A 26,343-nucleotide genomic window follows, 5' to 3' on the forward strand; every position below is an offset into this window, starting at 1 on the left:
CTAAAACCAGTCGTACCAGATCGGGGTAACGCTGGCAGGCAGTGGCGGCAACATGGCAAAATCCACGCGCGATTCGCCCGGCGCATGGAAATCCGTGCCGCGCGAGGCGAGGAAGCCGTAGGCATTGGCCAGCTGCGCATATTCCGGATACTGGTCCGGACTGTGGCTGCCCGTGACGACTTCGATGGCCACGCCGCCGAGTTGCTTGAATTCATCGAACAGCACGCCTTGCGCCATGTCGCTGAAGCGGTAGCGGCCCGGATGGGCGATGACGGCCACGCCGCCCGCCCCGCGTATCCAGCCCACCGCTTCGGCCAGGGTGGCCCAGCGGTGCTCGACATAGCCCGGCTTGCCTTCCGACAGGTATTTCTTGAACACGTCAGGGATATTCGCGCATTTGCCCGTTTCCACGATGTAGCGGGCAAAGTGCGTGCGCGACATCAGGTCTGGGTTGCCGACGAACTTCAAGGCCCCTTCATAGGCATCGGGGATGCCGGCCAGGTCCAGCTGGCGGGCGATTTCGCGGCCGCGCGCGTCGCGCCCGGAACGCGTCTGGTGCAAGCCCTGCACCAGACCCGGATTGTTTTCATCGACTTGCAAGCCGACGATGTGCACGGTTTCACCGGCCCACGTAATGGAAATTTCCACGCCGGCCACGAAGCGCATGCCCAGGTCCAGCGCGGCCGTGCGCGCGGCGGCAATGCCGGACACTTCATCGTGGTCCGTCAGCGCCCACACGTCGACGCCCGCCTTGCGTGCGTGCGCAGCCACGGCGGCGGGGGACAGCACGCCGTCGGAGATATTCGAATGACAATGCAGGTCGACTTTAAGCATGTGAAAACAATACCCTGCACGGGCTCAGCATGGAAGAAGTTTTCATTGTACGCTGCTTGTCAAATAGCGCTGCAGCGTTCCCGACACACATCAGGCCAAAAAGGCTTCCACCAGCCTTGCCAGTGCCTGCGGCTGGTCATGATGCAGCATGTGGCCCGCGTCCAGCATCATCTCGCAGCGCACATCCTTGATGCAGGCCAAACGCCGGTCGATTTCGATGCGCGCCTGCTCCTTGGGCCCCATCCATTGCCACATATTCGTGTCATCGGCCTCCACCCACAGCACGGGCGCCGTGATGCGGCGCCAGCAGGCCATCACCTCTTCCACCTGGTACAGGATGGGATTGACGCGCTTGTGCTGCGGGTCGCCCATGATGTCCCACTCTCCCGCCTCGTTCTGCGCCGACCAGTGTTCGGCGAGAAAAGCCGCGCGCTCGTCCGGCAGGCGCGGATTGGTCTTTTGCAGACGCCCGGCCACGGCCTGTTGCGTGGGATAGCTGCGCATGGCGGGCGGCTCGCGCAATTCGTCGAGCCACTTGGCGTAGCGGCCCGGCGCCTGCTCCGGCTTGGTGGCCATCATGCCGAAGCCTTCCAGGTTGATGAAGCGGCTGATGCGCTCGGGCCGCACGCCCGCGTACAGGCCGGCCACGTTGGCGCCCATGCTGTGGCCCAGCAGGTTGACGGGGGCGTCCGGCGAATAGTGCAGCAGCATGGCGTCCAGGTCGGCCAGGTAATCGGGGAACCAGTAGGTATCCGATTGCGTGTAGTCGCTGAGGCCAAAGCCGCGCCAGTCGGGCGCGATCACATGCCAGTCGCCTTGCAACTCGTCGACGACGAACTGGAACGAGGCTGCCACGTCCATCCAGCCATGCACCATGAACAGGATGGGTGCGCCTTCGCGGCCCCAGTGGCGCACATGCGTGCGTGCGCCGCGGATGTTGATGAATTCGGAACGGGAAAGTTTCATGGGTTTCATCGGATGCCTGCCTTGAAAGTGGCGCAGATGGCGCCACATGCTGTGTCTGTAGATAGGGCGCGTATAAAAGTACGACCGTTCGATAATTATACCGGATTAACGCCCGGCGCTCGGACTTGCCCTGCAACAGCGTAAAATAGCGCAAAACTTCCGCGTCCGGCCGTGCCCGGCGCTTCCACCACCGCCACAGGCTAACGATGACACTCTACCAATTGGGCGCCGATGCGCCGCTGATTGATGCTTCCGCTTTTGTTGCCGACACGGCCAATGTGATCGGCAAGGTGACCCTGGAAGCGAATACGTCCGTATGGTTCGGCGCCACGATTCGCGGCGACAACGAACGCATCACCGTGGGCGCCAACAGCAATGTGCAGGAAGGCGCCGTACTGCATACGGATCCGGGCTACCCGCTGGACATCGGCCGGAACGTCACCATCGGCCACCAGGCAATGTTGCATGGCTGCACGATCGGCGATGGCGCCCTGGTCGGCATCCAGGCCGTGATCCTGAATGGCGCGAAGATCGGCAAGAACTGCCTGGTCGGCGCGGGCGCGCTGGTCACGGAAGGCAAGGAATTTCCCGACAATATGCTGATCATCGGCTCACCGGCGAAAGCCGTGAGGGCCCTGACGGCAGACGATATCACCAGACTACAAGGCAACGCCGTGAACTATGTGCAACGCGGCCAGCTATTTAATACGCAACTCAAGAAGATTGGATAAAAGAATGACGACTGAAACCACGGGCGCAGTCAGCGCAGCCCTTACCGGCCAGGATACCCTGCAAAAATTTATTTTCGACAACGCCGCCGTGCGCGGCCAGTTCATCGACGTTTCCGGCACCTGGCAGGAAGTGGTGTCGCGCCACGCCTACCCGACGGCCGTGAAAAAAGTGCTGGGCGAAATGGTGGCCGCCGCCGCCCTGCTGTCGGCCAACCTGAAATTCAACGGCTCCATCATCATGCAGATCCACGGTGACGGTCCCGTGCGCCTGATGGTGGTCGAGTGCGATTCCGACCTGCGCCTGCGCGCCACGGCCAAGCTGGACCCGGATGCCGCGATTCCCGACGTGGCCACCGTGCCGCAGCTGCTCAACGCCACGGGCAAGGGCCGCTTCATCATCACCCTGGACCCGGCCGACAAGGTGCCGGGCCAGCAACCGTACCAGGGCATCGTGCCGCTCGACGGCGACGACATGGCGACCGTGATCGAAAACTACATGTTGCGCTCGGAACAGCTCGACACGCGCCTGTGGCTGGCCACGGACGACACCGTCTCACGCGGCCTGCTGCTGCAAAAACTACCCCACCATGGCGGCAAGGCCGAAGCGACGCCCGTGTCGGAAGAAGATGCGCTGGACACGTGGAACCGCGCCGTGATGCTGGCGTCGACCCTGAAAGAGGCGGAAATCCTGTCGACGGACATCGATACCCTGATGCAGCGCTTGTTCTGGGAAGAAACGATCCGCGTCTTCGACCCGCTGCACCCGAGCTTCCATTGCACTTGCACGCGCGAAAAAGTGGGCAATATGCTCAAGATGCTGGGCGAGGAAGAAGTCAACAGTACCCTGGAAGAAGTGGGGCAAGTGGGCGTGAACTGCGATTTCTGCGGCCAGCACTACGAGTTCGACAAGGTCGATTGCGCGCAACTGTTCATCACGGATGCGCCGGCCGAAGTGCTCATCCCGCCAGCCGCCAGCATTAACTAAGTGTAATAATCTCCGCGCCGCCCCTCAGGCGGCGCAATTGTTTCTACTGTCATCTTCCCGTCATCAGTTCGTCATCAGCCCGTCACGCGCCGCCGTTACGCTGCGCAGCTTGCATTACTTCCCACTTTCCACAGGCTGATGATGACCACCCACTTGACGCTGGCCCTGCGCCGCCATTCCTTCCACGTGTTGCTGGGCGCTTGCGCCGCGGGCTTGAGCCTGCCGGCACTGGCGCAAACGGCCGTCGCTGCCGCCGTGGCGTCCGCCGCCACCGACATGGCCGCTGCTGCTGCCCCGGCTGCCGACGACAATGCCCCGATCACCACCGTGGAGATTTCCTCGCGCAAGACGCGTTCTTCCGTCGCCCTGAGCAAGAGTGAAATCCAGAAAATCCTGCCCGGCACGAATCCCCTGAAAGCCTTGCAAACCTTGCCCGGCGTCAGCTTCCAGACGGCCGATCCATGGGGCAACAACGAGCAGAACTTGTCGCTGTTCGTGCATGGTTTTTCCGGCCAGCAACTGGGCTACACCATGGACGGCGTGCCACTGGGTGACCAGCAGTACGGCAACTACAACGGCCTGTCGCCGCAGCGCGCCGTGATCAGCGAAAACGTGCGCAGCGTCGTGCTGTCCTCGGGCGCGGGCGACTTGGCCACGGCCTCGACCAGCAACCTGGGCGGCACCATCGAAACCTATTCCAGCGACCCGCTGGCCACGCAGGGCGCCAGCGTGCAGCAAACCGTGGGCAGCCACCGTACCTCGCGCACGTTTGCCCGCTACGACACGGGCGCCTTCGGCGACGGCAGCAGTGCCTATTTTTCCATCCTGCACCACGAAGCGCGCGCCTGGGACTTCGATGCGCGCCAGGGCGGCGACCAGTTCAACGCCAAGTACGTCAACCGCAGCGAGGCGGGCAAGCTGACCCTGTTCTTCAATTACTCGGACAAGATCGAACCGAACGAAGACAGCACCGTGCACGTCGCTGGTGAAACGAGCGCGCCGTACACGCGTCCCTTCCTGTATCCGGATTTCAAGGCGGCCCTCAACTACCTGTCGCCGACAGGCGCGACGCCTGCCGCCGATGGCAACAATTACCGCAATTACTACAGCGATGCGCAGCGCACCGATTACCTGGCCTACGCCAAGTTCGACGCCAATTTGTCCGAAGGCATGACATGGTCGAACCAGGTGTATTACCACAAGGATGACGGCGCGGGCGTGGTGGCCGGCCCCATCGGCGTGGCCGGCTTGCCGGGCCTGTTCAGCGTGTACTACCCGAAGCAGAACCTGAAGGAAGTCTTCGGCAACTCGGGCTACGCCGTGCGCACGACGGAATACGACATCAAGCGCGGCGGCTTCATTTCCACGCTGCGCAAGGAAATCGGCGAGCATCAGCTGGAAGCGGGCCTGTGGCTGGAACAGAACCGCTCGTCCGCCTACCGCCGCTGGTATGCGCTGGACGTCAACAATCCGACTTCGCCGTACGACCGCCCCAGCAATCCCTTGATCACGCAATACGGCAGCGAGATCGACAACAAGGTGGTGCAGTTGCACTTGCAGGATGAGTGGCGCATCCGTCCCGATATCGCCCTGCAGGCCGGTTTCAAGTCCAGCCTGCAGTTTGCCGATGGCCAATTCCCCGTGCAGCCGGCCAAGGGCGCCATTTCCGGCGGCTCGACAGCCTTGCCGGTCGGCACCATCAATACGAAAAAATGGTTCTTGCCGCAAGTGGGCGCGCGCTGGGATTTCACGCCGCAAGACCAGCTGTATTTCAATATCCAGAAGAACATGCGCCAGTTCGTCACCTACGGCGGCGGCGGCGCCTCGCCGTGGAGCTTGTCGAGCCAGGCCGCGTTTGATTTGTTCAAGCGCGATGCCAAGCCGGAAACGGCCCTCACCTATGAAGTGGGCGTGCGCGGCAGCCACGCCTTGAACCTGGGTGCCATCACGGCCATCGATGGCCAGGTCAATGTATACCACGTCGATTTCAGCAACCGCTTGCTGCAGATCAGCCCGACGCCCGTGATTTCCTCCATCATCGGTGGCAACCCCGTGCTGGCCAACGTGGGCAGCGTGCGCACGGACGGCATCGATATCGCGGGCACCGTCCACTTTGGCAACAATTTCTCGTTCTACAATGCCCTGTCGTACAACCGCTCGCAGTACGCGGACAATTACAACAATGGCGCCGCGCTGGTGCAGACGGCGGGCAAGAACGTGCCGGGCTCGCCGGAGTGGCTGAACAAGTTCGTGGCCTCGGCCACGTTTGGCGACATCGAAGTGCAACTGACGGGAGACTATGTGGGCAAGCGCTACGCGACGTACACCAACGATCTGTCCGTGCCCAGCTATTTCCTGATGGGCCTGGGCGTGTCGGGCAAGCTGCCGGCCATGGCCGGCTGGCTGAAAAATCCGCGCTGGAGAGTGAATATCAGCAACCTGGCCAACCGCGAAGGCTCGCTGAACGTGGTGGTGGGCGCGGCCGACAAGACGTATAACACCTTCCCCATCGCCCCACGCCAGGGCTTCCTGACCTTGACGGCGGATTTCTGATGCGCGCGCCCGCTCTGCCCCGGCGTCACTTTTCGCGCCGCAGCTTCGTCCAGGCGGCCGTCGGCGGCCTGGCCCTGGCCGCCGCGCCCGGCTTTGCGGCCGGCCTGCTGGAGACAAAACCGGCCCGTCCGCTCGTCTTCGCCCACCGCGGCGCCAGCGCCCTGCGCCCTGAACACACGCTGGCGTCCTACGCCAAGGCCATCCTCGACGGCGCCGACTACGTCGAGCCGGACCTGGTGGCCACGCGCGACGGCATTCTCGTGGCCCGCCACGAAAGCAACCTGATCGACACCACCGACGTGGCGCGCCGTCCCGAGTTTGCCAGCCGGCGCGGCAAGAAGATGGTCGACGGCGAATGGCACGAAGGCTGGTTCGTTGACGACTTCACCCTGGCGGAACTGAAAACCCTGCGCGCCATCGAACGGCTGCCGAAAGTACGTACCGGCAACACCTTGTACGATGGACAATTCCAGATCCCGACGTGGGAAGAAATCATCGATTTTGTTGCAGCGCAATCGGCCGCCAGCGGGCGCATCATCGGCCTGGTGCCGGAACTGAAAAGCTCGACCTACTTCCGCGATGCTGGCCTGGCGCTGGAAGACCGTTTCCTGTCGACCATGCTGGCGCACGAGTACACGCGCCGCGCGCCGATCGAAATCCAGTCCTTCGAAGTGGCGAATCTGAAATACTTGCGCGAAAAGCTGGGACGGCGCGCCAACGTGCGCCTGATGCAGCTGGTGGTGGGCGGCGATGTGCGCCCGATGGACGTGGCCAAGGCGGGCGGCAAGCTGACCTTCGGGCAAATGATCACGCCGGCCGGCCTGCGCGACATCGCCGCCTACGCGGACGTGGTGGCGCCGCCCACGCGGGGTGTCATCCCATTGGGCGCCGACCAGCGCCTGGCCAAGCCCTCTTCCATCGTCGACGATGCGCACCAGGCGGGCTTGCTGCTACACACCTGGACCTTCCGTCCGGAAAACCGTTTTCTGGCGGCCGACTTCCGCGACGGCAATGGCGAGAATGCGCGCAACGAGGCCGGTTCCGTGGCGGAAATGCGGCGCTATATCGAGACGGGACTCGACGGCTTTTTCAGCGACGATCCGGGTCTGGGACGCATCGCCGCAGGATAAACATTTCGTAACAAATTCATTTTCAGGGCGTGGCCGATGGCTACGCCCTTATTATGCGTTTCTTGAATTTCTGAAATTGGAATTTGAAATTGGACGCATATCGCAAACTCCATTATTGTGCAATGCAACAACAGACCATTCATGGAGGGCATATGTCCACTTTTACCAACACCTACAGCAACGACAACGACAATTACTTCAGCAACCTGGGCCGCGCCACGCGCGCCTTCCTGGGCGCCCTGCTCGCTTCCAAGCCGTACAGCGAACTGGCGCAGAAGGAAGTCATCGCCACCACGACGACCAGTGCCGATGACGAGCGCTATGTGCGCCCAAGTAAGAGCGATTTCGCCCTGCTGAACTCGGAAGCGAACCGCTACGAAAAGCTGATGCCGAATCTGGCCGCAGAACTGCGCTTCCTGGCGTCGCGCGGTTAAAAAGCGTTCATGGCGGCGTTGCCTGCGCCTTGCCGTACTGACGTACTGTCTTCGGCTTGGCGCCTGGCCCTGGACGTTTTTTAGCTCACTAAATATTAACAAGGAATTTTTATGATGTTTCTCGAAACCGCATTGATCGCCGTGGCCGTCGTGGTCACCGGCATCCATTTTTACCTGATCACGACCGGCAAGGCCCGTTTCTGATCGGCAAGCAGCAAGGCAGTAGCACCACGCCGCGCCATGCGGCCAGTCGTGTGCAGCAGTACAAGGTAATAAGTACAAGGTAGTCATGTGATATGTCAGCCTGGCAATCGGTCCAGGCTGGCAAGTGGGAAGTAATCCGTACTCAGTGCGGCGCAGCAGCGTCCACCGGTGTTTCCAGCAGTGGCGGGGTCTGGCCCTTGCGCACGATCTGCACGAAAATCTCATTCTGTTTGACCATGCCCAGCTCATAGCGGGCACGCTCCTCGACGGCGCCCGTACCATCTTTCAGGTCGCGCACTTCGGATTCGAGCTTGGCGTTTCGCGCCTTCAATTCCACGTTCTTCTTGTTGGCCACCGCCACTTGGGCTTCCATGTCGGCAACACGCAGCCAGCCACCTTTACCCAGCCAGAGGGGAAATTGTATCAACAGCAGCAGGGCTGCCAGGGCGAGCGTAATCAGGCGCATGGGGCATTCAGTTAAAAAACCGGCCGGAACATCTCCGGCCGGCCAGTGGGTTTTACATCAGCTTACTTCAGATTATAGAACGCATCGCGGCCAGGGTAGCTGGCGATGTCGCCCAAGTCTTCCTCGATACGCAACAGCTGGTTGTACTTGGCCATGCGGTCCGAACGCGACATGGAGCCGGTCTTGATCTGCAGGGCATTCGTGGCAACGGCGATATCGGCGATGGTCGAGTCTTCCGTTTCGCCCGAGCGGTGCGAAATGACGGCCGTGTAACCGGCGCGCTTGGCCATTTCGATGGCGGCGAAGGTTTCCGTCAGGGTACCGATCTGGTTGATCTTGATCAGGATCGAGTTGGCGATGCCTTTCGAGATGCCTTCTTTCAGGATCTTGGTGTTGGTGACATACAGGTCGTCGCCGACCAGTTGCACTTTCTTGCCCAGTTCCTTTGTGAGGATCGCCCAGCCGTCCCAGTCGCCTTCATGCATCGCGTCTTCGATCGAGATGATCGGGTACTTGTCGCACCAGGTCGCCAGCAGGTTGGTGAATTCGGTGGCCGTCAGGCTCAGGCCTTCGCCTTCCATTTCATACTTGCCGTTCTTGTAGAACTCGGACGCGGCGCAATCGAGGCCGATGGCGATCTGCGTGCCTGGCTCGTAGCCCGCTTCTTCGATGGCCTGGATGATCAGCTTGATGGCTTCTTCATGGTTGGCCAGCGATGGCGCGAAACCGCCTTCGTCGCCCACGTTGGTGTTCAGGCCCTTCTTGTGCAGGATCTTTTTCAGCGTGTGGAATACTTCCGCGCCGTAGCGGACGGCTTCCTTGAACGACGGTGCGCCCACGGGAATGATCATGAATTCCTGGATGTCCAGGTTGTTGTCGGCGTGTGCGCCGCCGTTGATGACGTTCATCATCGGCACTGGCATCTGCATGGCGCCCGAGCCGCCGAAATAGCGGTACAGCGGCAAGCCCGCTTCTTCAGCGGCAGCCTTGGCGACAGCCATCGAGACGGCCAGGATGGCGTTGGCGCCCAGGCGCGATTTGTTTTCCGTGCCGTCCAGGTCGATCAGGGTACGGTCCAGGAAAGCCTGCTCATTGGCGTCCAGGCCCATGATGGCTTCGGAGATTTCGGTATTGATGTTTTCGCATGCTTGCAGCACGCCCTTGCCGAAGTAGCGCTTGGCGTCGCCATCGCGCAATTCCACGGCTTCGCGCGAACCGGTCGAGGCACCCGACGGCACGGCCGCACGGCCCATCACGCCCGATTCCAGCAACACATCGCATTCGACGGTCGGGTTACCGCGCGAGTCCAGGATTTCGCGGCCGATAATATCAACAATAGCACTCATGTCATTCTCCAAAGTTAAGCGTAACAGGGGCTGCACACTGCGTTCTGATGCGCAATTGCACAAAGTGGGCAAAGAAACTCCCGGCGGAGACTATCAGGCCGGGAGCTGTCTTACAGGTAATACTGTCGCTATCGACCGGCGTTATTCAGCGACGGCGTTGGCTGCCTTGTGCGCCAGCGCTGCCTTGATGAACGAGGTAAACAACGGATGGCCGGTGCGTGGCGTCGATTTGAACTCAGGATGGTATTGCACGCCCATATACCATGGGTGGGCATTTTCACCCGTGCGTGGCAATTCCATGATTTCGCACAAATCTTCGCTCGGCGTGCGGGCCGACACGATCAGGCCAGCCGCTTCGACACGGGCCAGGTAGTGATTATTGGCTTCGTAGCGATGGCGGTGACGCTCGGTCACCACGCTGCCGTAGATCTCGGCGGCGAGGGTGCCCGGATTGACGGCGCAGGTCTGCGCGCCCAGGCGCATGGTACCGCCCAGGTCCGAGTTTTCATCGCGCAACTCGACTTTACCATCGTGGTTTTGCCACTCATTGATCAGTGCAACGACAGGTTGATCCGTATCAAGGTCGAACTCGGTCGAATTCGCGTTTGGCATGCCTGCCTTGTTGCGCGCGTATTCGATCAGGGCCACTTGCATGCCCAGGCAGATGCCCAGGTAAGGGATCTTGTTTTCACGGGCGAACTGGGCGGCCTTGATCTTGCCTTCCACGCCGCGCTTGCCGAAGCCGCCCGGTACCAGGATGGCATCGTACTTGCCCAGGTTGTCGCAACCGGTCGTTTCGATTTCTTCCGAATCGATGTACTCGATGTTGACGCGGCTTTCCGTGTGGATGCCGGCGTGGCGCAGCGCTTCGATCAGCGACTTGTACGACTCGGTCAGCTCCACATACTTGCCGACCATGCCGACGGTGATTTCCGCCTTCGGATGTTCCATCGTATAGATCAGCTTGCTCCAGATCGACAGGTCGGCCGGCGCAGGATCGAGGTCCAGCGCGTCGCAGATGATCTTGTCGAGGCCCTGGTCGTGCAGCATTTGCGGCACTTTGTAGATGGTGTCGACGTCCCAGACGGAAATGACGGCGTCTTCCTCGATGTTCGAGAACAGCGAGATTTTCGCGCGCTCGTCTTCCGGGATGGCGCGGTCGGCGCGGCACAGCAGCGCGTTTGGCAAGATGCCGATTTCGCGCAGCTTTTGCACCGAGTGCTGGGTCGGCTTGGTTTTCAGTTCACCGGCCGAGGCGATGTAAGGCACCAGGGTCAGGTGGACGAAAGCCGTGTTCTTGCGGCCGGCGCGCAGGCTCAGCTGACGCGCCGCTTCCAGGAAGGGCAACGATTCGATATCGCCGACGGTGCCGCCGATTTCGCACAGGGCGACGTCGTAGCCTTCGGCGCCACGGCGGATGTAATCCTGGATTTCATTGGTGATATGCGGAATCACCTGCACGGTCTTGCCCAGATATTCGCCCCGGCGTTCCTTGCGGATCACCGATTCATAGATCTGGCCAGTGGTGAAGTTATTCACCTTTTTCATGCGGGTGGAGATGAAGCGCTCGTAGTGACCGAGGTCGAGGTCGGTTTCGGCCCCGTCATCGGTGACGAATACTTCACCGTGCTGCATAGGGCTCATCGTGCCAGGATCGACGTTGATATACGGGTCGAGCTTGAGCATGGTGACTTTAAGGCCGCGCGATTCGAGGATCGCGGCGAGGGAGGCGGCGGCAATCCCTTTTCCAAGGGAAGACACAACGCCACCAGTGACGAAGACAAATTTGGTCATTGCAGATGGTGCCGAACGGCACGTGCGGGAAATTGAAATTATACACTAAAGCCCGCCTGCGTCGCTCCCCGCGCGCGGAAATTTGCGCCAAATGACGACTATCCCTCCCCCTCCTGCTGTCTACGCGCAACAAAATTACCCAATAACAATAATTGAAATATTTCCAATTCCATATTTTGTGTGGGAGACCGAACAGACCCTGCCACGGCATACGTCCAGACTGGAATTTTTCAACGGAGGTACATCATGAGCTACGAAGAACGCGACGCCTACGGCATGTATGTCAACCGCGGCCACAAAGGCCCCGGCCCTGAACTGATGGGTGCAGACACCCTGATCGGCGACCATGTGCACAACGCCAAGGATGAACATCTGGGCGAAATCAAGGAAATCATGATCGACATGCGCAGCGGCAAAATCGCCTACGCCGTCATGTCGCACGGCGGCGTCTTCACCATCGGCGAAAAGCTGTTCGCCGTGCCGTGGGAAGCGCTGCTGCTCGACACCGTCAACAAGCGCTTCACCCTCAACGTCGACAAGGAACGCATCGAAAACGCCCCCGGCTTCGATACGGATAACTGGCCGAACATGGCCGATACCACATGGGTCAATTCCATCCATAGTTACTACGGAACCACACCACGCTGATAACACCTGACAAAACTTACTGCGCGGTGCGCTTTGCGGCCGGCGATGCTCACTGTGCTATAGCACAGCTGCGCTTCTCGGCCACAAATCACATCCGCTCGCTACAGTTTTGTCAGGCGTCGCCGCTTTGCTAAAAAACTAGAAGCGGTACTCCAGCCCCGCCACATACGTCCTGCCCCGCGCCGTACTCATCGGCGTATTGTCGTTCGACTGCGACGGCATCGAGTTCAAGCGGTTCAGCGCTTCCGAGTAATTCTTGTTCATGGCGTTTTGCACCGACAGGCGCAGGAACAGGTTTTTCGTCACCTGGTAGCTGGCATACAAATCGATCACGGCCGGGATCTTCGGATTGTCGGCCTTGAGCACTTCGCCCGTCGCTTCATCGGCTTCATTATCCGGCGACAGGCGGCGGTTCGATCCCGTGTGCTTGATGATGGCGCCCACTTCCAGCTTGTTGTCCAGCAAGCGCGTGCCCACGTCGAGGTTGTAGTACACGCTGGGCAGCTCGCTGATGTCGGCCGCGCCAAACCACGCGCTGGCGATCGAGGTGGGCTGGCTGGTCTTTTCACGCGTGTACGACAGGCGCGCATAGGCAGGCCCCAGCTGGTACTGCGCTTCCAGTTCCCAGCCGCGCGTATGCACGGGTGTGGCCGAGTTAATGTAGATATACATATTCGTCACGTACGCATCGACGGTCTCCCAATCCGTGGCGATCACTTCCGATATATTGCACTTGCGCCCGTTATCGCACACGAGGAAGGATTGGCTGGTGATATAGCCATCGATCTTGCTCTTGAAATACAGGGCCTTGAAGTTCAGCGCATCGTTCTTGCTCAGCAAACCATGCAGGCTGGAATTAAAGCCCAGCTGATAGGTCGTCGCTTTCTCGCCCTTCAGGAAGGGGTTCATCGACGCCCCGCCGTCATTCGAGAAAAACACTTCCTGCGGATTCGGGCCGCGCATGGTGCGCTCGGCGCTGGCAAACGGCTGGAACCAGGGCGTGAACTGGGCCGACAGCAGCAGCGACGGATTGATGCCGTGTTCGTTCAGCGCGATATGCGCCGCCCCTTGCGGGAAACATTTCACGCGCTCGTCGCAGGCCGGCTTGTAGCCCGTCAATTCGAAACGCGTGTAGTTCAGGCCGGCATTGAGCTGAACAATGCCGCGGTTGTATTGCAGGCCAGCATACAGGCTGTCGATCTTTTGCTTGCCGGCGGGACCAAAGGTATTGTTTTCAATCGATTGCAGGTTCGCGTCCGGGTTGTCCGGGTCATCGACGAGGCTTTCCACGTGCTTGCTGTATTGATTGCGCATCAGCTTGCCGCCCACGGTCACCAGCGCATCGCCGCCCGCCAGCTTGAAGCTGCTGGTGTTGTTGATATCGAAGGCGTCGGCGCGGTTGGCCGTGCTGGTGTTGACGAAATTGATCAGGGCTTCCGGCATGTATTTCTGCTTGCCGCGGCTGCTGCTGGCCACCACATTGAGATCGATCAACTCGGAAAACGGCGTGTAGTGATATTTTACGTAGTAGTCATCGCTCCGGATATCGCGGCGCGTGAACGTATTGCGGTAATCGCGCGCCGACAGTTCCAGCGCATGGAAGTCGCTCAAAGCGAGGTCCAGTTTGAGCAGTTGCGACTTCGGCTTCTGCTTATAAAAACGGTTGTAGCCGAAGCCGAATTCCTCGCTGTCCGTGCCATTGCCATTCTTGTAGTTGTTGCCGATCACGCTCGCGCTGGTGGCGGCCATGAAACCCACGCTGCCGCCGTCGAAGGCCGGATTTCTCATGCCCACGGCCAGCATGGCGCTGCGCCCCACGCCATTGCTGCCGGCGGACATCTTCGTGCGCGCCCCCGCCTTTTCCCCGGCGAACACGACGTCATCGACGCCGATGGTGCGGAAATTGGCGCTGCCGCCCAGCGCATTGACGCCGTCGCCGCCGACGGCATTGCCGCGCGACACATCCACGCCGATGATGAAATTCGGGTCGATCAGGGCGCCGAACTGGCTGCTGGGCACGCTACCATGCGCCACTTCCGATGGCGCGCTGCCATAGTAATTTTGCGTCACGCCATCGACCATGGTGTTGACCCGGCCAAAGCCGGACAGGCCGCGGATGTTCACGCTGACGGCACCCTGCGCCGGATCGATCTGGGTAAACGTGCCCGGCATGCCGCGCAGGATCTGGTCGACGGGCTGCAAGCGCGTGTCCGGCCCGCGCGCACTGAAGGCGCCCGGTTTTTCCAGCGCCTGCTGTTCCACGGGAACCGTTTCTCCCGAAACATTCAGCGGCGAAAACTCCACCTTGCCCGCCGCATTTTCCTGCGCCTGTTGCGCCCATCCCTGCTGCGCCAGCAACGCCATGCAGACGCCCACGGCTCGCGCCATTGTCTTGATATGCATACACCCTCGATTTGTTATGGATAGATTTTTGAATGAAAAACAATCGGCATCCTCATGCCTTGTCCTGTCCTGGCTCCAGCTTGAACGAGACGGGCAAGGTGACGGTCACCGTGCCCTGGTGCAGGACGTTATCGGGTGGCGCCGGCAACGGTTGCGCGCGCTCAAGCACTTGCAGCGCTTCGCGGTCGAGCAGCACCGTGCCCGATGAAGTGACCAGTTCGCTGGCCAGCAGCTTGCCGTCGCGGTCCACCTGGAAGCGCACCCAGGCGGCGCCAGCCCGCTTGCGCTGGCGCGCATCGCCCGGATAGCGCTTGAAGTGGGCCAGATGGCTGAGCACGCGGCTTTGCCAGCTGGCCGGCGCCGCGCTGGCGGGCGGCGTGTCGCTATTGAACGGCGCCGCCTGCGGACCGCGCACGGCAGCCGGTGCCGGCGTGGCGCTGCTGCTGGCCTGTGCGGGCACGGCAGCTTCCTTGGCGACATCCTTGCCCGGCTCCGTCGATGGGCTGGCAGCCGCCTTTTCCTCTTTTTCCGCCGCGACGATCTCCGGCACGGCGGCGCGCGCCAGCACGGGCAGCGCCTCTTGCCGGATGGCGCTCCTTGGCGGCCGGGCCGAGCTGGAGGCAGCCGACTGGCGCGCGCCCACGGCATGCGCGACCTGTATTTCCGGCGACATCGCCTGTGCGGCAAATACCACCATCACGCTGGCCGCCGGGTTGGCGGGCGCCACGGCGACGGGCTGCCAGCTGGCCCACAGCAGCAACGCCAGTATGCCCGCTACCACTAGCGCCGTGGCGATGCCCCAGTTCAATACAGGGCGCGGATTCACCCACCCTCCCGGCCGACCAGGCCCACTTTCAGATAACCGGCCTGGCGCAGGGCATCCATCACGCCCAGCACGTCTTCATACGCCGCTTGCTTGTCGGCCTGGAAAAACAGGGGGCGTTGGCGGTCGCCGCCCGTCTGGGCGTCAAGCAAACCGCCCAGCTGCTCACGCGCCACGGGCGACTCGCCCAGATACAGGCTGTGGTCCGCTTTCAGGGAAACGAACAGGGGCTTTTCGGGGCGCGGTTCCGGCTTGGCCGTGGCGGCCGGCAAGTCGATTTTCAGGTCGACAGTGGCCAGCGGCGAGACCACCATGAAGATGATCAACAACACCAGCATCACATCGATGAAGGGCGTGACATTGATCTCGCTCAACTCTGGCATGTCGGCCGTGTCGTCATCCGGGGAAGGAAAGAGGCTGGCCATGGCTCAGGCCTGCTTGCGCGTGTCGAGGTCGCGGCTCAGCATCAGCAGCACTTGCGCGGAAGCGGCCCGCAACTGCGCCTTGTACTGGTTGATGCCACGGCTGAGCACGTTATAGATGACGACGGCGGGAATCGCCGCCACCAGGCCCAGGGCGGTGGCCAGCAAGGCTTCCGCGATGCCGGGCGCGACGGTTGCCAGATTCGTGCTCTGGCTGACGGCGATGCCGATAAAACTGTTCATGATGCCCCACACGGTGCCGAACAGGCCGACGAACGGCGCCACGGCGCCGATGCTGGCGAGCAGGCCGATGCCTTGCGTCATGGCGCGCACCTGCTGCGCAATGAACTGTTCCTGGCGAAAACCGGCCCGCTCTTTCAGGGCCGCCGTCGGCGCGCTGGCGTGCGACAGATCCAGCTCCTGCTGCACATCGTCGAGCAACTGCTGCGCCAGCGAAGTGCTGCCTGCCCCCTCCACCTTGGCGGCCGCGTCAGGCAGCGAGGTGGCCGTCTTCAGCATGGCGACGGCTTGCGCCGCCGCGCGCCGGGCTTGCAGCAAACTGGCGCCCTTCACCAGCAACACCACCCAGGTGGCCAGCGCGGCAATCAGCAAGCCGATGAGCACGCTTTTGACAACCTGGTCGGCGGCGAAAAACATGCCCAACGGCGACATATCGTGCGGCAAGGCGGACGCTTGCGCGGTGGCGTGGAACAGGGAAAGAAACATGCCGCCAGCGGCGGCTTTGATACGGAACAAGGGGATACGCATGGGAGCTTCAACAGGTAACAGGCATGGCTGCGCCAACGGCGCGCACGCGCATGCAAAAAAATCGGACGGACTACCTGGCTGCTGCGGGGAAGCTTGCTGGGGGAGAATGCCGGGCTGACCGCCCGGCGGAGGTGAAACGGCTTACTTGGCGCTGGCGATGGCGGATGCGGCAACCGGCGTGAACCAGACGAAATCCGCCTGCGGCGCCAGCACCGTGGCGCCCTTCTGCGCCAGGACCAGCACCAGCGGCGCGGGTCCGCCCGTCAAGTCCTGCACGTGCAGCGGCACGCCCAGGTCCTTGTGCGCATGGTAGGCGCCGGCGATCAGCACGGCCGGCGCGGGCGCGGCCAGCAGGCGCTCGGCCATGCGGCGGTCGCGCTGTTGCTGCACCGACAGCATGGCGGCCAGGCGCGGTTCGTCGATCTGGTTGTCATGCATGACGCGGATGATGTCTTTCAGCTTGGCATGCACCTTGCCATCGTTGGCCAGGTTCGAGTACTTGCCCTGCACGGCCAGCTTGTCGACAAACATTTGCTTGATCTCGCTGCGGTCCAGGTTGGCCGACCAGACGGGATACGGCGCGCGCATCACGGTCATGACCAGGTCGCCATACTGCTCCCACTTCCAGCTGGGCTGCCAGGCCAGCAGCTCGGCCACGTGCTCGGGGCGCACGACGGGATCCGTCTGCAGCCACGGCTTGACCTTGTCCACCTTGGCTTGCTGATCCGGGTTCAGCATTTCCAGCAGCACGCTGCCTTGCGGGCGCCGGCCCTGCAGTTGCTGCAGCAGCCATTGCTCGATCTGGTGATGGCTGAGCTGGTCATGCTGCTCGCCCACGATGATCCTCGGCGCAGCGGCCAGCTGGGCCAGCAGTTGTTCGGCAGTCACGCGCTGGCCGCTGCGCAAGTCGACGATCTCGCCCAGCTGGCGCACATCCTGCGCGGCGGACGTCGCGGCGGCGCCGGTGGCCGCGCCAGTTACGGGGGCGACACTGCTGCAGGCGCTCAGGGCCAGCACGCAGGCGGGCAGGACGGCAGCGATGGTCAGGGAGAATTTCATGGGCATGGCCTTTCGGGTCTAAGCACGCATTGCAAAATAACTACTGGCGGGCATTTTAATAGAAATGATTCTCATTTACAACCAATGCATGGCGAACCATACAGATTTTTTTACTACTGGCAAAAACCAATATGCTGCTTCGGTGAAATCCCCGGGCGCGGAGTAGAATAAAAAAAACGGAGGACTCGCGTGAATCAAACTGACCAGTTGGCGGTACTGAAAAAACCGCTGCCAGAATCCCTTGCTGCCGTACTTTCCCTGATCTTTGCCGACCGCTTTTCCATGACCCAAGCCATGCGCGAACACCATGGCCGCGACGAGTCGAGCTATCCTCCCATGCTGCCGGACGCCGTCATCTTCGCCCATTCCACCGAGGAAGTGGCGGCCGCCGTCAAGCTGTGCAGCGCGCACGACGTGCCCATCATCGCCTACGGCAGCGGCACTTCGCTTGAAGGCCACGTGCTGGCCCTGCATGGCGGCGTGACGATTGACCTGTCGCAAATGCACCAGATGGTGGCGGTGCATGGTGAAGACTTGACGGCCACCGTGCAGGCAGGGGTGACGCGCAAACAGCTGAACGAGGAAATCCGCGACACGGGCCTGTTCTTCCCCATCGACCCGGGCGCCAATGCGTCGCTGGGCGGCATGGCCGCCACGCGCGCCTCGGGCACGAACGCCGTGCGCTACGGCACCATGCGCGAAAACGTGCTGGCCCTGACGGTGGTGACGGCCGATGGCCGCATCATCAAGACGGGGACCAGGGCGAAAAAATCGTCGGCCGGCTACGACCTGACGCGCCTGTTCGTCGGCAGCGAGGGGACCCTGGGCATCATCACGGAAGTAACCGTAAAACTGTATCCGCTGCCGGAAGCCATCTCGGCTGCCGTGTGCTCGTTCCCCGGCACGGGCGAAGCCGTCAGCGCCGTGATCCAGACCATCCAGATGGGCATTCCTGTGGCGCGGGTCGAGTTTCTCGATGAAAATGGCGTGAAAGCCATCAATGCCTACGACAAGATGGCGCTGCCGGAAAAGCCATTATTACTGTTTGAATTTCACGGCACGCCGGCCAGCGTGGCCGAGCAGGCGCAGCTGGTGCAAGCCATTACGGCGGAGCATGGCGCCAGCGATTTCGAGTGGGCCAGCCGTCCCGAAGACCGCTCGCGCCTGTGGGCCGCGCGCCACAATGCGTATTTCGCCCTGCTGCAACTGCGTCCCGGCAGCCGCGCCATCTCCACCGATTGCTGCGTGCCGATTTCGCGCCTGGCCGAATGCATCCTGGCCACCAAGGCCGATTGCGAAGCGCAGGGGCTCGTCTACGCCATCATCGGCCACGTGGGCGACGGCAACTTCCACGTGCAGATGCTGGTCGATCCCGATGACCCGGCCGATATCGCGCGCGCGGAAAAGATCAACAGCGACATGGTCACGCGCGCCATCGGCATGGACGGCACCTGCACGGGCGAGCACGGCGTGGGCATGCACAAGATGGCCTTCCTGGTGGAAGAACATGGTGCAGGCGCGATCGACACTATGCGCGCCCTCAAGCACGCGCTGGATCCGAAGAACATCATGAATCCGGGAAAGATCGTGCGCTGGTAACTATAATGCCATGCGCATCGGCACGAAAGCGATGCCGCCCTCCTCCACCTTCGGCCCCGTGGCGACAAAGCCCAGGCTTGTGTACAGGGGCAAGGCGTACAGGGAGGAATTGACGGTAAAGGCCGTCACATCGCCTTTGGCCAGCGACGCATCGCGGGCTGCCTGCCACAGGCGGCGCGCCATGCCGCGCCGGTGCCAGGCGCGCGGCACGAACATGTGGAACAGATGCGTGTTGTCGCGCATGGCCACCACGCCGGCCAGTGCGCCGTCGATATGCGCGAGCTGGTACGCATAGCGAGTCTGCGACAGATAGCCTTCGATGGCCGGCTGGCGGCAATGTTCGATGAATTTTTCCGCTCCCGCGCCATCCGGGTGCAGGGTCAAAAAAGGCATCAGGTCGTCGATCAGGGCGACGATGGCGGGCGCGTCGGCGACCAGGGCGGGACGCAGTGTCGGTTCGGGCAAGGTTGTCATATTCAAATAATGCCATGCCCTCCTCCCCGCCGGCAACTCTCAACAGAAATCGCGGCTGCTGGTCCGCAAGCGTCCCAGCAAATGCGACATGTCGACCAGGCGCTTGGCCACCAGGTTGCGCACGATGCCTTCGCGCTGCCACACGCCGTACACGCCCAGCAGCGGCGCGCTCAGCACTTCGCGCCGCTGGCTTTCCACCAGGTCGGGCCAGACGATGACGTTGACCGTGCCCGTTTCGTCTTCCAGGGTCATGAAGATGACGCCCTTGGCCGTGCCCGGCCGCTGGCGCACGGTGACGATGCCGCAGGCGCGCGCCACCTGTCCGCTCGTGTAAGTCATCAAGGTGGACGCGGGCAGGAAACGCTGCTCCAGCAACTGCCTGCGCAGCAGCGCCAGCGGGTGGCGGCCCAGGGTCAGGCCTTGCGCGCGGTAGTCGCTGACGATGCTCTCGCCTTCCGTCGGCGCGGCCAGCACGGGCAAGTCTTCCTCTTGTGAGGTGGCGCGCAGCAAATCCCTGTCGGGCACGGCGCCGGCCGCCTGCCACAGCGCCGCGCGCCGGTGCCCGGCCAGCGCGTGCAGGGCATTGCCGTCGGCGAGCACCTGCAAGTCATGACGGTCCAGGCCGCCACGGAGGGCCAGGTCGGCCACGTCGGCGAAGGCAGCGATGGCGCGCGCATCCTCGATGCGCCGGGCTGCTTCCGCGCGCATGCCGAACAGGCTGTTCAAGCCCAGGCGCACGGCGGGCCCATCGTCCCTGCCTACTTCCAATGCCGCTTCCCAGCCGCTGATGGCCACGTCGACGGGCAGCACCTGCACGCCATGCCGGCGCGCATCCTGCACCAGTTGCGAGGGACTGTAAAAGCCCATGGGCTGGCTATTCAGCAAGGCGCACAGGAAGGCGGCCGGTTCGTGGCATTTCAGCCAGGAACTGGCGTACGTCAGCAGGGCGAAGCTGGCCGCGTGCGACTCGGGAAAGCCATATTCGCCGAAGCCCTCGATCTGGCTGAAGATGGCCTCCGCGAACTCCCGTTTATACTCATTTTTGACCATCGTTTCGACGATGCGTTCCTTGTAATTGTTCATGCCGCCCTTGCGTTTCCAGGCCGCCATGGCGCGCCGCAACTGGTCCGCTTCGCCGGGCGTGAAATCGGCCGCGATGATGGCTACCTGCATCACCTGTTCCTGGAAGATGGGGATGCCGAGGGTGCGGCCCAGCGCCTTTTCCAGGCCCTTCGGATAATCGATTGGCTCCTTTTTCTGGCGCCGCTGCAGATACGGATGCACCATGCCGCCCTGGATGGGGCCGGGGCGCACCAGCGCCACCTCGATGACGAGGTCGTAGAATTCACGGGGACGCAGGCGCGGCAGCATGCTCATCTGGGCGCGCGACTCGATCTGGAACACGCCGATGGTGTCCGCCTCGCACATCATGTCGTAGGTGACGGGGTCTTCCGCGGGAATATCCTGCAGACGGAATTCCTCGCCGCGCCGCGCCCCCACCAGTTCCAGCGCACGGCGCAGGGCCGACAGCATGCCCAGCGCCAGCACGTCGACCTTCATCAAGCCCAGCTCTTCCAGGTCATTCTTGTCCCACTCGATGACGCTGCGTTCGGCCATGGCCGCGTTTTCAATCGGCACCAGACGCGACAACTTGCCCTGAGCAATGACAAAGCCGCCCGGATGCTGCGACAAATGACGGGGAAAGCCCAGCAACTGCTGCGCCAGGCCAGCCCACTGCTGCGACAATGCCGCTTCCGGGTCGAGCCCGCATTCGGCCAGGCGCTCGAGCAGATCGCGCCTGCCATCGAACCAGCGGTGCGCCTTGGCCACCTTTTCCACGATGGCCAGGTCGATCCCCAGCGCCCGGCCGCTGTCGCGCAAGGCGCTCTTGGGCCGGTAGCTGATCACCACGGCCGCCAGCGCGGCCCGCTCGCGGCCATATTTTCCGTAGATATATTGAATCACTTCTTCGCGCCGCTGGTGCTCGAAATCGACGTCGATATCGGGCGGCTCGTTGCGCTCGCGCGACATGAAACGCCCGACCAGCGAGTTGCCGCGCGCCGGGTCCACTTCCGTGATGTGCAAGCAATAGCAGACGGCCGAATTGGCGGCCGAGCCCCGGCCCTGGCACAGGATGTTTTGCGAGCGGGCAAAGCGCACGATGTCGTACACGGTCAAAAAGTACGCTTCATACGACAGCTCCGCGATCAGTTCCAGCTCCTGCTCGACCTGCTCCTGCACGTTCGCCGGAATGCCCAGCGGAAAGCGGATACGCGCGCCCGCATACGTTTCTTCGCGCAGATACGTCGCCGGCGTGTGGCCGTGCGGCACCAACTCGTCGGGATAGTCATAGCGCAAACTGTCGAGCGAGAATGTGCACAGCTCCGCGATGCGCAGGGTTTCCGCCAGCGCCTGCGGCGGATACACATTGGCCAGGCGCAAGCGCGCGCGCAGATGCTGTTCCGCGTTTTGCGCCAGCGCATAGCCGCACTCGCCCACGGGCTTGCCCACGCGGATCGCGCACAGCGTGTCGAGCAGGGGCTTGCGCGAACGCACGTGCATGCACACGTGGCCGACGGCCACCGCGGACAAGCCCAGCGCTTGCGCCGCCTCCTGCACGGCGCTGCGGTGCGCGTCATCCTGCGCCCGCTGCAGCAGGTTCAGGCCCACCCAGCTGCGCTCGCTGCCAAAGGTAGCCGCCATCCATGCCCCCTGCGCGCGCACGGTTTCCGGCTGGGCCGGATAGCTGGGCAGCAAGATCATCAAACAGCCCGGCAGCCCCCGCAAATGGGCAAACTCGGGCGATGACGCGGCGAAATCATCGGGCGTCAGCAAATAGCGCCCCTTGGCCGCCCGCGTGCGCGCCATGGTGATCAGTTCCGACAAGTTGCCGTAACCGTCGATGTCTTGCACCAGCGCCAGCAAGGACAGGGCCGGACTGCCGTCGGACTGCGTCAAATGAAAATGCGCCCCGATAATCAGGGGAAAATCGGCCCGCTTGGCCACCGCATGGGCACGCACGACACCCGCCAGCGAACACTCGTCGGTAATGGCCAGCCCCTTGTAACCGAGCTGGACGGCGCGCGCAACCAGCTCTTCCGCATGCGAGGCCCCATGCAGGAAGCTGAAATTACTCAGGCAGTACAACTCAGCATACTCGGGTAAGACTGCGCCCCACATGATCTACCTCAATACTGTATATAAACACAGTATATTATACTTATCTGGAATCGGGCTTATCGTTTATGCTGGTGTTTTACCTCGACATCGACCGCCATGATCGTCCATCTCTTGAAATGTTTCGGCGCCGCACCCGGTGGCGGCAATGCGGCACTGGTCGTGGAAAACGACCACGGCAACGAAACGGCGCGCCAGCAATTCGCCCAGGAGCGGCAAGTGAGCGCCTGCGTCTTCATCGACCGGCAGGCGGACGGCGCGGAGGGATGCCTCGTGCTCGACTATTTTTATCCGCACACGCGCAGCCCCCTGTGCCTGCACGCCACCCTGGCGGCCGCGCATGTGCTGCTGACGGCGCCCGGCGCGCCGGCAACCCTGACGGTCGCCACGGCCATGCGCGGACAAGCCTTGCAGCTGGTGCGCCGCGCGGAGGGATTATTCATCGGCCTGGTGCCGCAGCCGGCGCCTGCTGTCATGCTGGAAAAATATGTGCCATCCGAACTGATGGGCCAGCATATGCACTTGCTGTCGCCGCCCGTGATCGCCTCCGTCGGCAGCCCGAAGCTGCTGCTGGAGGTGGCCGACCGCACCACCCTGCGCGCGCTGCGGCCGAACCTGGAACTGATCGCCGACTGGAGCGCCTTGCATCAGATCAGCGGCTGCTATGCGTATTGCCGCACGGGCGAGCATGAGTATGAGGGGCGCAACTTCAACCACCTCGATCCGGCGCTGGAAGACAGCGCCACGGGCGTGGCGGCGGGCGCGCTGGCGGCGCATTTGCAACAGTCGCTGCGTCTGCACCAGGGCCACGTGACGCAGCAGCCGTGTTTGATCGAGGTGCAATACAGCGCGCAGGCCATCCGGGTGGGCGGCATGGTGCAACGCAGCACCTGAATGGGGCGCGCCGCACCAGCACAAGGCAAGCCAGGCAGCGGCCAAAAGATAATCAACCAGGAAACAACAGTTACAGCAAATTTGTAATAACAAAACAAAGTATCGCTGGTGAATGCTGAAATGATGGCACTAGAATCAAGTCACGAATTTTGCTCATCAGCCACTTGGAGATACTGCGTGCCGACCCTCACCACCTTGCGTAAAGCAGTCCTCATCAGCCTGTACGGCAGCGCCGCCCTGGCCGCCTTCAGCCCTGCCGCCATGGCCCAGAACACGGAAGCGGCCGCCACAGAAGGCCCCGTGCAAACGGTCAGCGTGGTCGGTTCGCGCCGGGTCGCCAGTTCCGCTACCGATACCATGGTGCCGGTCGATATCATTCCCATTTCCAAGGTGGCCGAGCAAGGTGGCCAGTTTGACCTGGCGCAATCGCTGCAATACATCTCGCCCTCGTTCAACTCCACGCGCCAGACAGGCGCCGACGGGGCCGACCTGATCGATTCGGCCGCCCTGCGCGGCCTCGGCTCGGACCAGACCCTCGTGCTGGTGAATGGCAAGCGGCGCCACACGACGGCCCTCGTCAACCTGTTCGGTGCGCGCAACCGCGGCAACACGGGTACGGACATGAATGCGATTCCTTTGCTGGCGATCAAGAACGTGCAAGTGCTGCGCGACGGCGCCGCCGCCCAGTACGGCTCGGACGCCATTGCCGGCGTGATCGACATCGAACTCAAGAAAAGCCTGGGCTGCGAAGCCGTGGCCGGCTACAGCCAGTATTCCGAAGGCGACGGCAAGAATTACATGACCTCGGCCTATTGCGGCATCGCCCTGGGCGACAAGGGCACCTTGGCCATCACGGGCGAATACCTGGACCGGGGCCGCTCGAACCGCGCCGATGCCGACAGCATGCGCATCATCGGCGACACCAAGTCCAGGAACAAAACCCTGTATATCAATGGCGACTACGCCACCAGCAGCACAGGCAAACTGTACTTCACGGCCGGCGCCCAGACGCGCGACGCATCGAGCGCCGCATTCGGCCGGGGCGGCATCGGCAGCGACGATATTCCGTCGCGCAATTCCGCCGCCATGTACCCGGACGGGTTCGTGCCTTTCATCAATGGCAAGATCGACGACCAGTACGCCACCATCGGCCACCGCAGCCAGATCGGCGAATGGCATGCTGACTTTTCGCAGACCTATGGCTACAACAAGATGCGCTACGACATCAGCAACACGCTGAACGCATCGATCGCCAACCTCGACCTGATGAACGGCGGCAAGGGTGTCAGCCCCAGCAGCTTTGACGCGGGCGGCTTCTCGTTCCAGCAACTGACCAGCAATGCCGATTTCAGCCGCTATTACGATACGGTGATGCGCGGCATGAACGTGGCCTTCGGCGCCGAATACCGCAGCGAGGAATACAAGATCATGGCCGGCGAACCGGGTTCCTACAGCGACGCCGACGGCGTGGGCGTGGGCGGCAATGCGGGCAGCCAGGGCTTTCCCGGCTTCCAGCCTGGCGACGCCACCAAGGCCAGGCGCCACAGCATCGCCGCGTATGGCGACGTGGAACTGGACTGGACGGAACGCCTGAAAACCCAGGCGGCTTTGCGCTATGAGAAATTCAGCGACTTCGGCTCCACCGTGACGGGCAAGCTGGCCGCCAGCTACAAGCTGGCGCCGAACGTGCTGCTGCGCGGTTCGGCCAGCACGGGTTTCCGCGCGCCATCGTTGCAGCAAGTGTATTTCTCGTCCACCTTCACCGACTTCATCGGCGGCGTGCCCACGGACGTGGTGCTGGCACCGAATGGCGGCGTCGTCGCCAACGCGGCCGGCATTCCCAAGTTGAAAGAGGAGAAATCCACCAGTTTTACCTTGGGCACCACCTGGACGCCGACGCAAGCCATTTCCGTGACGGCCGACTTGTACAACATCAAGATCAAGGACCGCATCGTACTGTCGGGCCGCTTCAATGCCGACAACTACCCGGACCTGGCCGCGCGCCTGGCCTTGCTGGGCGTGGGCGAGGCGCAATTCTTCGTCAACTCCATCGACACGCGCACGCGCGGGCTGGACTTGACGGCCTCGCACAAGGGCGAGCTGGCCGGTAACCGCCTGAACACCTTCCTGGCCTTGAATTTGAGCAAAACGGAAGTGACGAAAGTCAAGACGCCCGCCTCGCTGACGGGCTTCGAGGATGTCCTGCTGTCCGAACGCGAACGCCTGTTCATCGAACAGGGCGGCCCGCGCGCGAAAGCCACCTTGGGCTTCGACTACATCACGGGCAAGCTGGAATCGGACCTGCGCATCATCTACTTTGGCCCGCAAACCCTGGGCACCTTCAGCGGCACGGCCGAAGGCGTACCGAACGCCCGCTATAAGGCCAAGACGTCCGCCGACCTGAGCTTTACCTACAGCATCAGCAAGAACACCAAGCTGACCTTTGGCGGCAACAACATCTTCAACGTCAAGCCCACCACGCAGAACGCGGACGAAACGGATAACGGCTTCAAATACGACAGCGTGCAGTTCGGCCTGAACGGCGCTTCGTACTTCGGGCGGCTGTGGGTGAAGTTCTGATCACCGTGTCCGCATAAAGACAGCGGCTGCGCCAGCTTGGGCAGCCGCTGTTT

General features: G+C 62.3%; 21 protein-coding genes. 9 read left to right on the forward strand and 12 right to left on the reverse strand.

What is annotated here, in order from left to right:
* Together U0004_RS23085 and U0004_RS23090 are read right to left on the reverse strand one after the other, a co-directional pair.
* Entirely contained in the window at nucleotides 1-834 is an 834-nt protein-coding gene (locus U0004_RS23085) for a 3',5'-nucleoside bisphosphate phosphatase (RefSeq protein ID WP_070260361.1), read from the reverse strand.
* A 90-nt stretch (nucleotides 835-924) separates the two neighbouring features.
* Nucleotides 925-1,800 (reverse strand): alpha/beta fold hydrolase, encoded by an 876-nt coding sequence (locus tag U0004_RS23090; RefSeq protein WP_070260478.1) that lies wholly within the window; start codon nucleotides 1,798-1,800, stop codon nucleotides 925-927.
* Nucleotides 1,801-2,006: 206 nt separating this feature from the next.
* Here U0004_RS23090 and U0004_RS23095 point away from each other — a divergent pair, with 206 nt between their 5' ends.
* The 5 genes from U0004_RS23095 (at nucleotide 2,007) to U0004_RS23115 (ending at nucleotide 7,633) form a co-directional block, all read left to right on the forward strand.
* Nucleotides 2,007-2,531 carry a gamma carbonic anhydrase family protein gene (locus tag U0004_RS23095; protein ID WP_070260363.1) on the forward strand — a complete coding sequence of 175 codons (525 nt, stop codon included), beginning with the start codon at nucleotides 2,007-2,009 and terminating at the stop codon, nucleotides 2,529-2,531.
* Nucleotides 2,532-2,535: 4 nt separating this feature from the next.
* Complete coding sequence (gene hslO, locus U0004_RS23100) at nucleotides 2,536-3,516, forward strand: Hsp33 family molecular chaperone HslO (protein WP_070260365.1); 981 nt, start codon at nucleotides 2,536-2,538, stop codon at nucleotides 3,514-3,516.
* Between the two features lie 138 nt (nucleotides 3,517-3,654).
* Entirely contained in the window at nucleotides 3,655-6,069 is a 2,415-nt protein-coding gene (locus tag U0004_RS23105) for a TonB-dependent receptor (RefSeq protein ID WP_231958374.1), read from the forward strand.
* Nucleotides 6,069-7,199: a glycerophosphodiester phosphodiesterase gene (locus U0004_RS23110; RefSeq protein WP_070260367.1), complete on the forward strand. Its 1,131-nt coding sequence runs from the start codon at nucleotides 6,069-6,071 to the stop codon at nucleotides 7,197-7,199. Before U0004_RS23105 ends, U0004_RS23110 begins: the two co-directional genes overlap by 1 nt.
* A 152-nt stretch (nucleotides 7,200-7,351) precedes the next feature.
* The gene (locus U0004_RS23115; RefSeq protein WP_070260369.1) at nucleotides 7,352-7,633 is read left to right on the forward strand and encodes a hypothetical protein; all 282 of its coding nucleotides are present in this window, start codon (nucleotides 7,352-7,354) and stop codon (nucleotides 7,631-7,633) included.
* 346 nt (nucleotides 7,634-7,979) lie between these two features.
* On the opposite strand, the gene ftsB is transcribed toward U0004_RS23115, so the two are convergent.
* The 3 genes from ftsB to U0004_RS23130 form a co-directional block, all read right to left on the reverse strand.
* Nucleotides 7,980-8,303, reverse strand: coding sequence for a cell division protein FtsB (gene ftsB, locus U0004_RS23120; RefSeq protein ID WP_010400534.1), 324 nt, complete (start codon nucleotides 8,301-8,303; stop codon nucleotides 7,980-7,982).
* A gap of 62 nt (nucleotides 8,304-8,365) precedes the next feature.
* Complete coding sequence (eno, locus tag U0004_RS23125; RefSeq protein ID WP_070260371.1) at nucleotides 8,366-9,649, reverse strand: phosphopyruvate hydratase; 1,284 nt, start codon at nucleotides 9,647-9,649, stop codon at nucleotides 8,366-8,368.
* 141 nt (nucleotides 9,650-9,790) lie between these two features.
* The gene (locus U0004_RS23130; RefSeq protein ID WP_070260373.1) at nucleotides 9,791-11,443 is read right to left on the reverse strand and encodes a CTP synthase; all 1,653 of its coding nucleotides are present in this window, start codon (nucleotides 11,441-11,443) and stop codon (nucleotides 9,791-9,793) included.
* A 246-nt stretch (nucleotides 11,444-11,689) separates the two neighbouring features.
* Between U0004_RS23130 and U0004_RS23135 the strand changes: the two genes are divergently transcribed.
* Nucleotides 11,690-12,091 carry a PRC-barrel domain-containing protein gene (locus tag U0004_RS23135; RefSeq protein ID WP_070260375.1) on the forward strand — a complete coding sequence of 134 codons (402 nt, stop codon included), beginning with the start codon at nucleotides 11,690-11,692 and terminating at the stop codon, nucleotides 12,089-12,091.
* Nucleotides 12,092-12,229: 138 nt separating this feature from the next.
* Here the strand turns inward: U0004_RS23135 and U0004_RS23140 are convergent, their stop codons facing one another.
* The 5 genes from U0004_RS23140 to U0004_RS23160 form a co-directional block, all read right to left on the reverse strand.
* Entirely contained in the window at nucleotides 12,230-14,494 is a 2,265-nt protein-coding gene (locus U0004_RS23140) for a TonB-dependent receptor domain-containing protein (RefSeq protein WP_070260377.1), read from the reverse strand.
* Nucleotides 14,495-14,546: 52 nt separating this feature from the next.
* Nucleotides 14,547-15,320: an energy transducer TonB family protein gene (locus U0004_RS23145; RefSeq protein WP_139144296.1), complete on the reverse strand. Its 774-nt coding sequence runs from the start codon at nucleotides 15,318-15,320 to the stop codon at nucleotides 14,547-14,549.
* A complete protein-coding gene (gene exbD, locus U0004_RS23150; protein ID WP_070260381.1) occupies nucleotides 15,317-15,742 on the reverse strand; it encodes a TonB system transport protein ExbD in 426 nt (141 codons plus the stop codon). The genes U0004_RS23145 and exbD overlap by 4 nt, the downstream gene beginning before the upstream one ends.
* A 3-nt stretch (nucleotides 15,743-15,745) precedes the next feature.
* Entirely contained in the window at nucleotides 15,746-16,507 is a 762-nt protein-coding gene (gene exbB, locus U0004_RS23155; RefSeq protein WP_070260382.1) for a tonB-system energizer ExbB, read from the reverse strand.
* Between the two features lie 141 nt (nucleotides 16,508-16,648).
* Nucleotides 16,649-17,566, reverse strand: coding sequence for a ChaN family lipoprotein (locus U0004_RS23160; protein ID WP_070260384.1), 918 nt, complete (start codon nucleotides 17,564-17,566; stop codon nucleotides 16,649-16,651).
* Between the two features lie 189 nt (nucleotides 17,567-17,755).
* Here U0004_RS23160 and U0004_RS23165 point away from each other — a divergent pair, with 189 nt between their 5' ends.
* Nucleotides 17,756-19,165 (forward strand): FAD-binding oxidoreductase, encoded by a 1,410-nt coding sequence (locus U0004_RS23165; protein ID WP_070260386.1) that lies wholly within the window; start codon nucleotides 17,756-17,758, stop codon nucleotides 19,163-19,165.
* Here U0004_RS23165 and U0004_RS23170 read toward each other — a convergent pair whose 3' ends face one another.
* Nucleotides 19,166-19,639, reverse strand: a complete 474-nt coding sequence (locus U0004_RS23170) for a GNAT family N-acetyltransferase (RefSeq protein WP_071653754.1) — start codon at nucleotides 19,637-19,639, stop codon at nucleotides 19,166-19,168. It lies immediately after the preceding gene.
* 39 nt (nucleotides 19,640-19,678) lie between these two features.
* Nucleotides 19,679-22,819 carry an error-prone DNA polymerase gene (locus tag U0004_RS23175; RefSeq protein ID WP_070260389.1) on the reverse strand — a complete coding sequence of 1,047 codons (3,141 nt, stop codon included), beginning with the start codon at nucleotides 22,817-22,819 and terminating at the stop codon, nucleotides 19,679-19,681.
* Between the two features lie 96 nt (nucleotides 22,820-22,915).
* Here U0004_RS23175 and U0004_RS23180 point away from each other — a divergent pair, with 96 nt between their 5' ends.
* A complete protein-coding gene (locus U0004_RS23180; RefSeq protein WP_070260391.1) occupies nucleotides 22,916-23,710 on the forward strand; it encodes a PhzF family phenazine biosynthesis protein in 795 nt (264 codons plus the stop codon).
* 177 nt (nucleotides 23,711-23,887) lie between these two features.
* The gene (locus U0004_RS23185; RefSeq protein WP_070260393.1) at nucleotides 23,888-26,290 is read left to right on the forward strand and encodes a TonB-dependent receptor plug domain-containing protein; all 2,403 of its coding nucleotides are present in this window, start codon (nucleotides 23,888-23,890) and stop codon (nucleotides 26,288-26,290) included.
* Nucleotides 26,291-26,343 lie beyond the last annotated feature (53 nt).

It is taken from the genome of Janthinobacterium lividum, assembly GCF_034424625.1.
GTDB classification, from domain to species: Bacteria; Pseudomonadota; Gammaproteobacteria; order Burkholderiales; family Burkholderiaceae_D; genus Janthinobacterium; species Janthinobacterium lividum.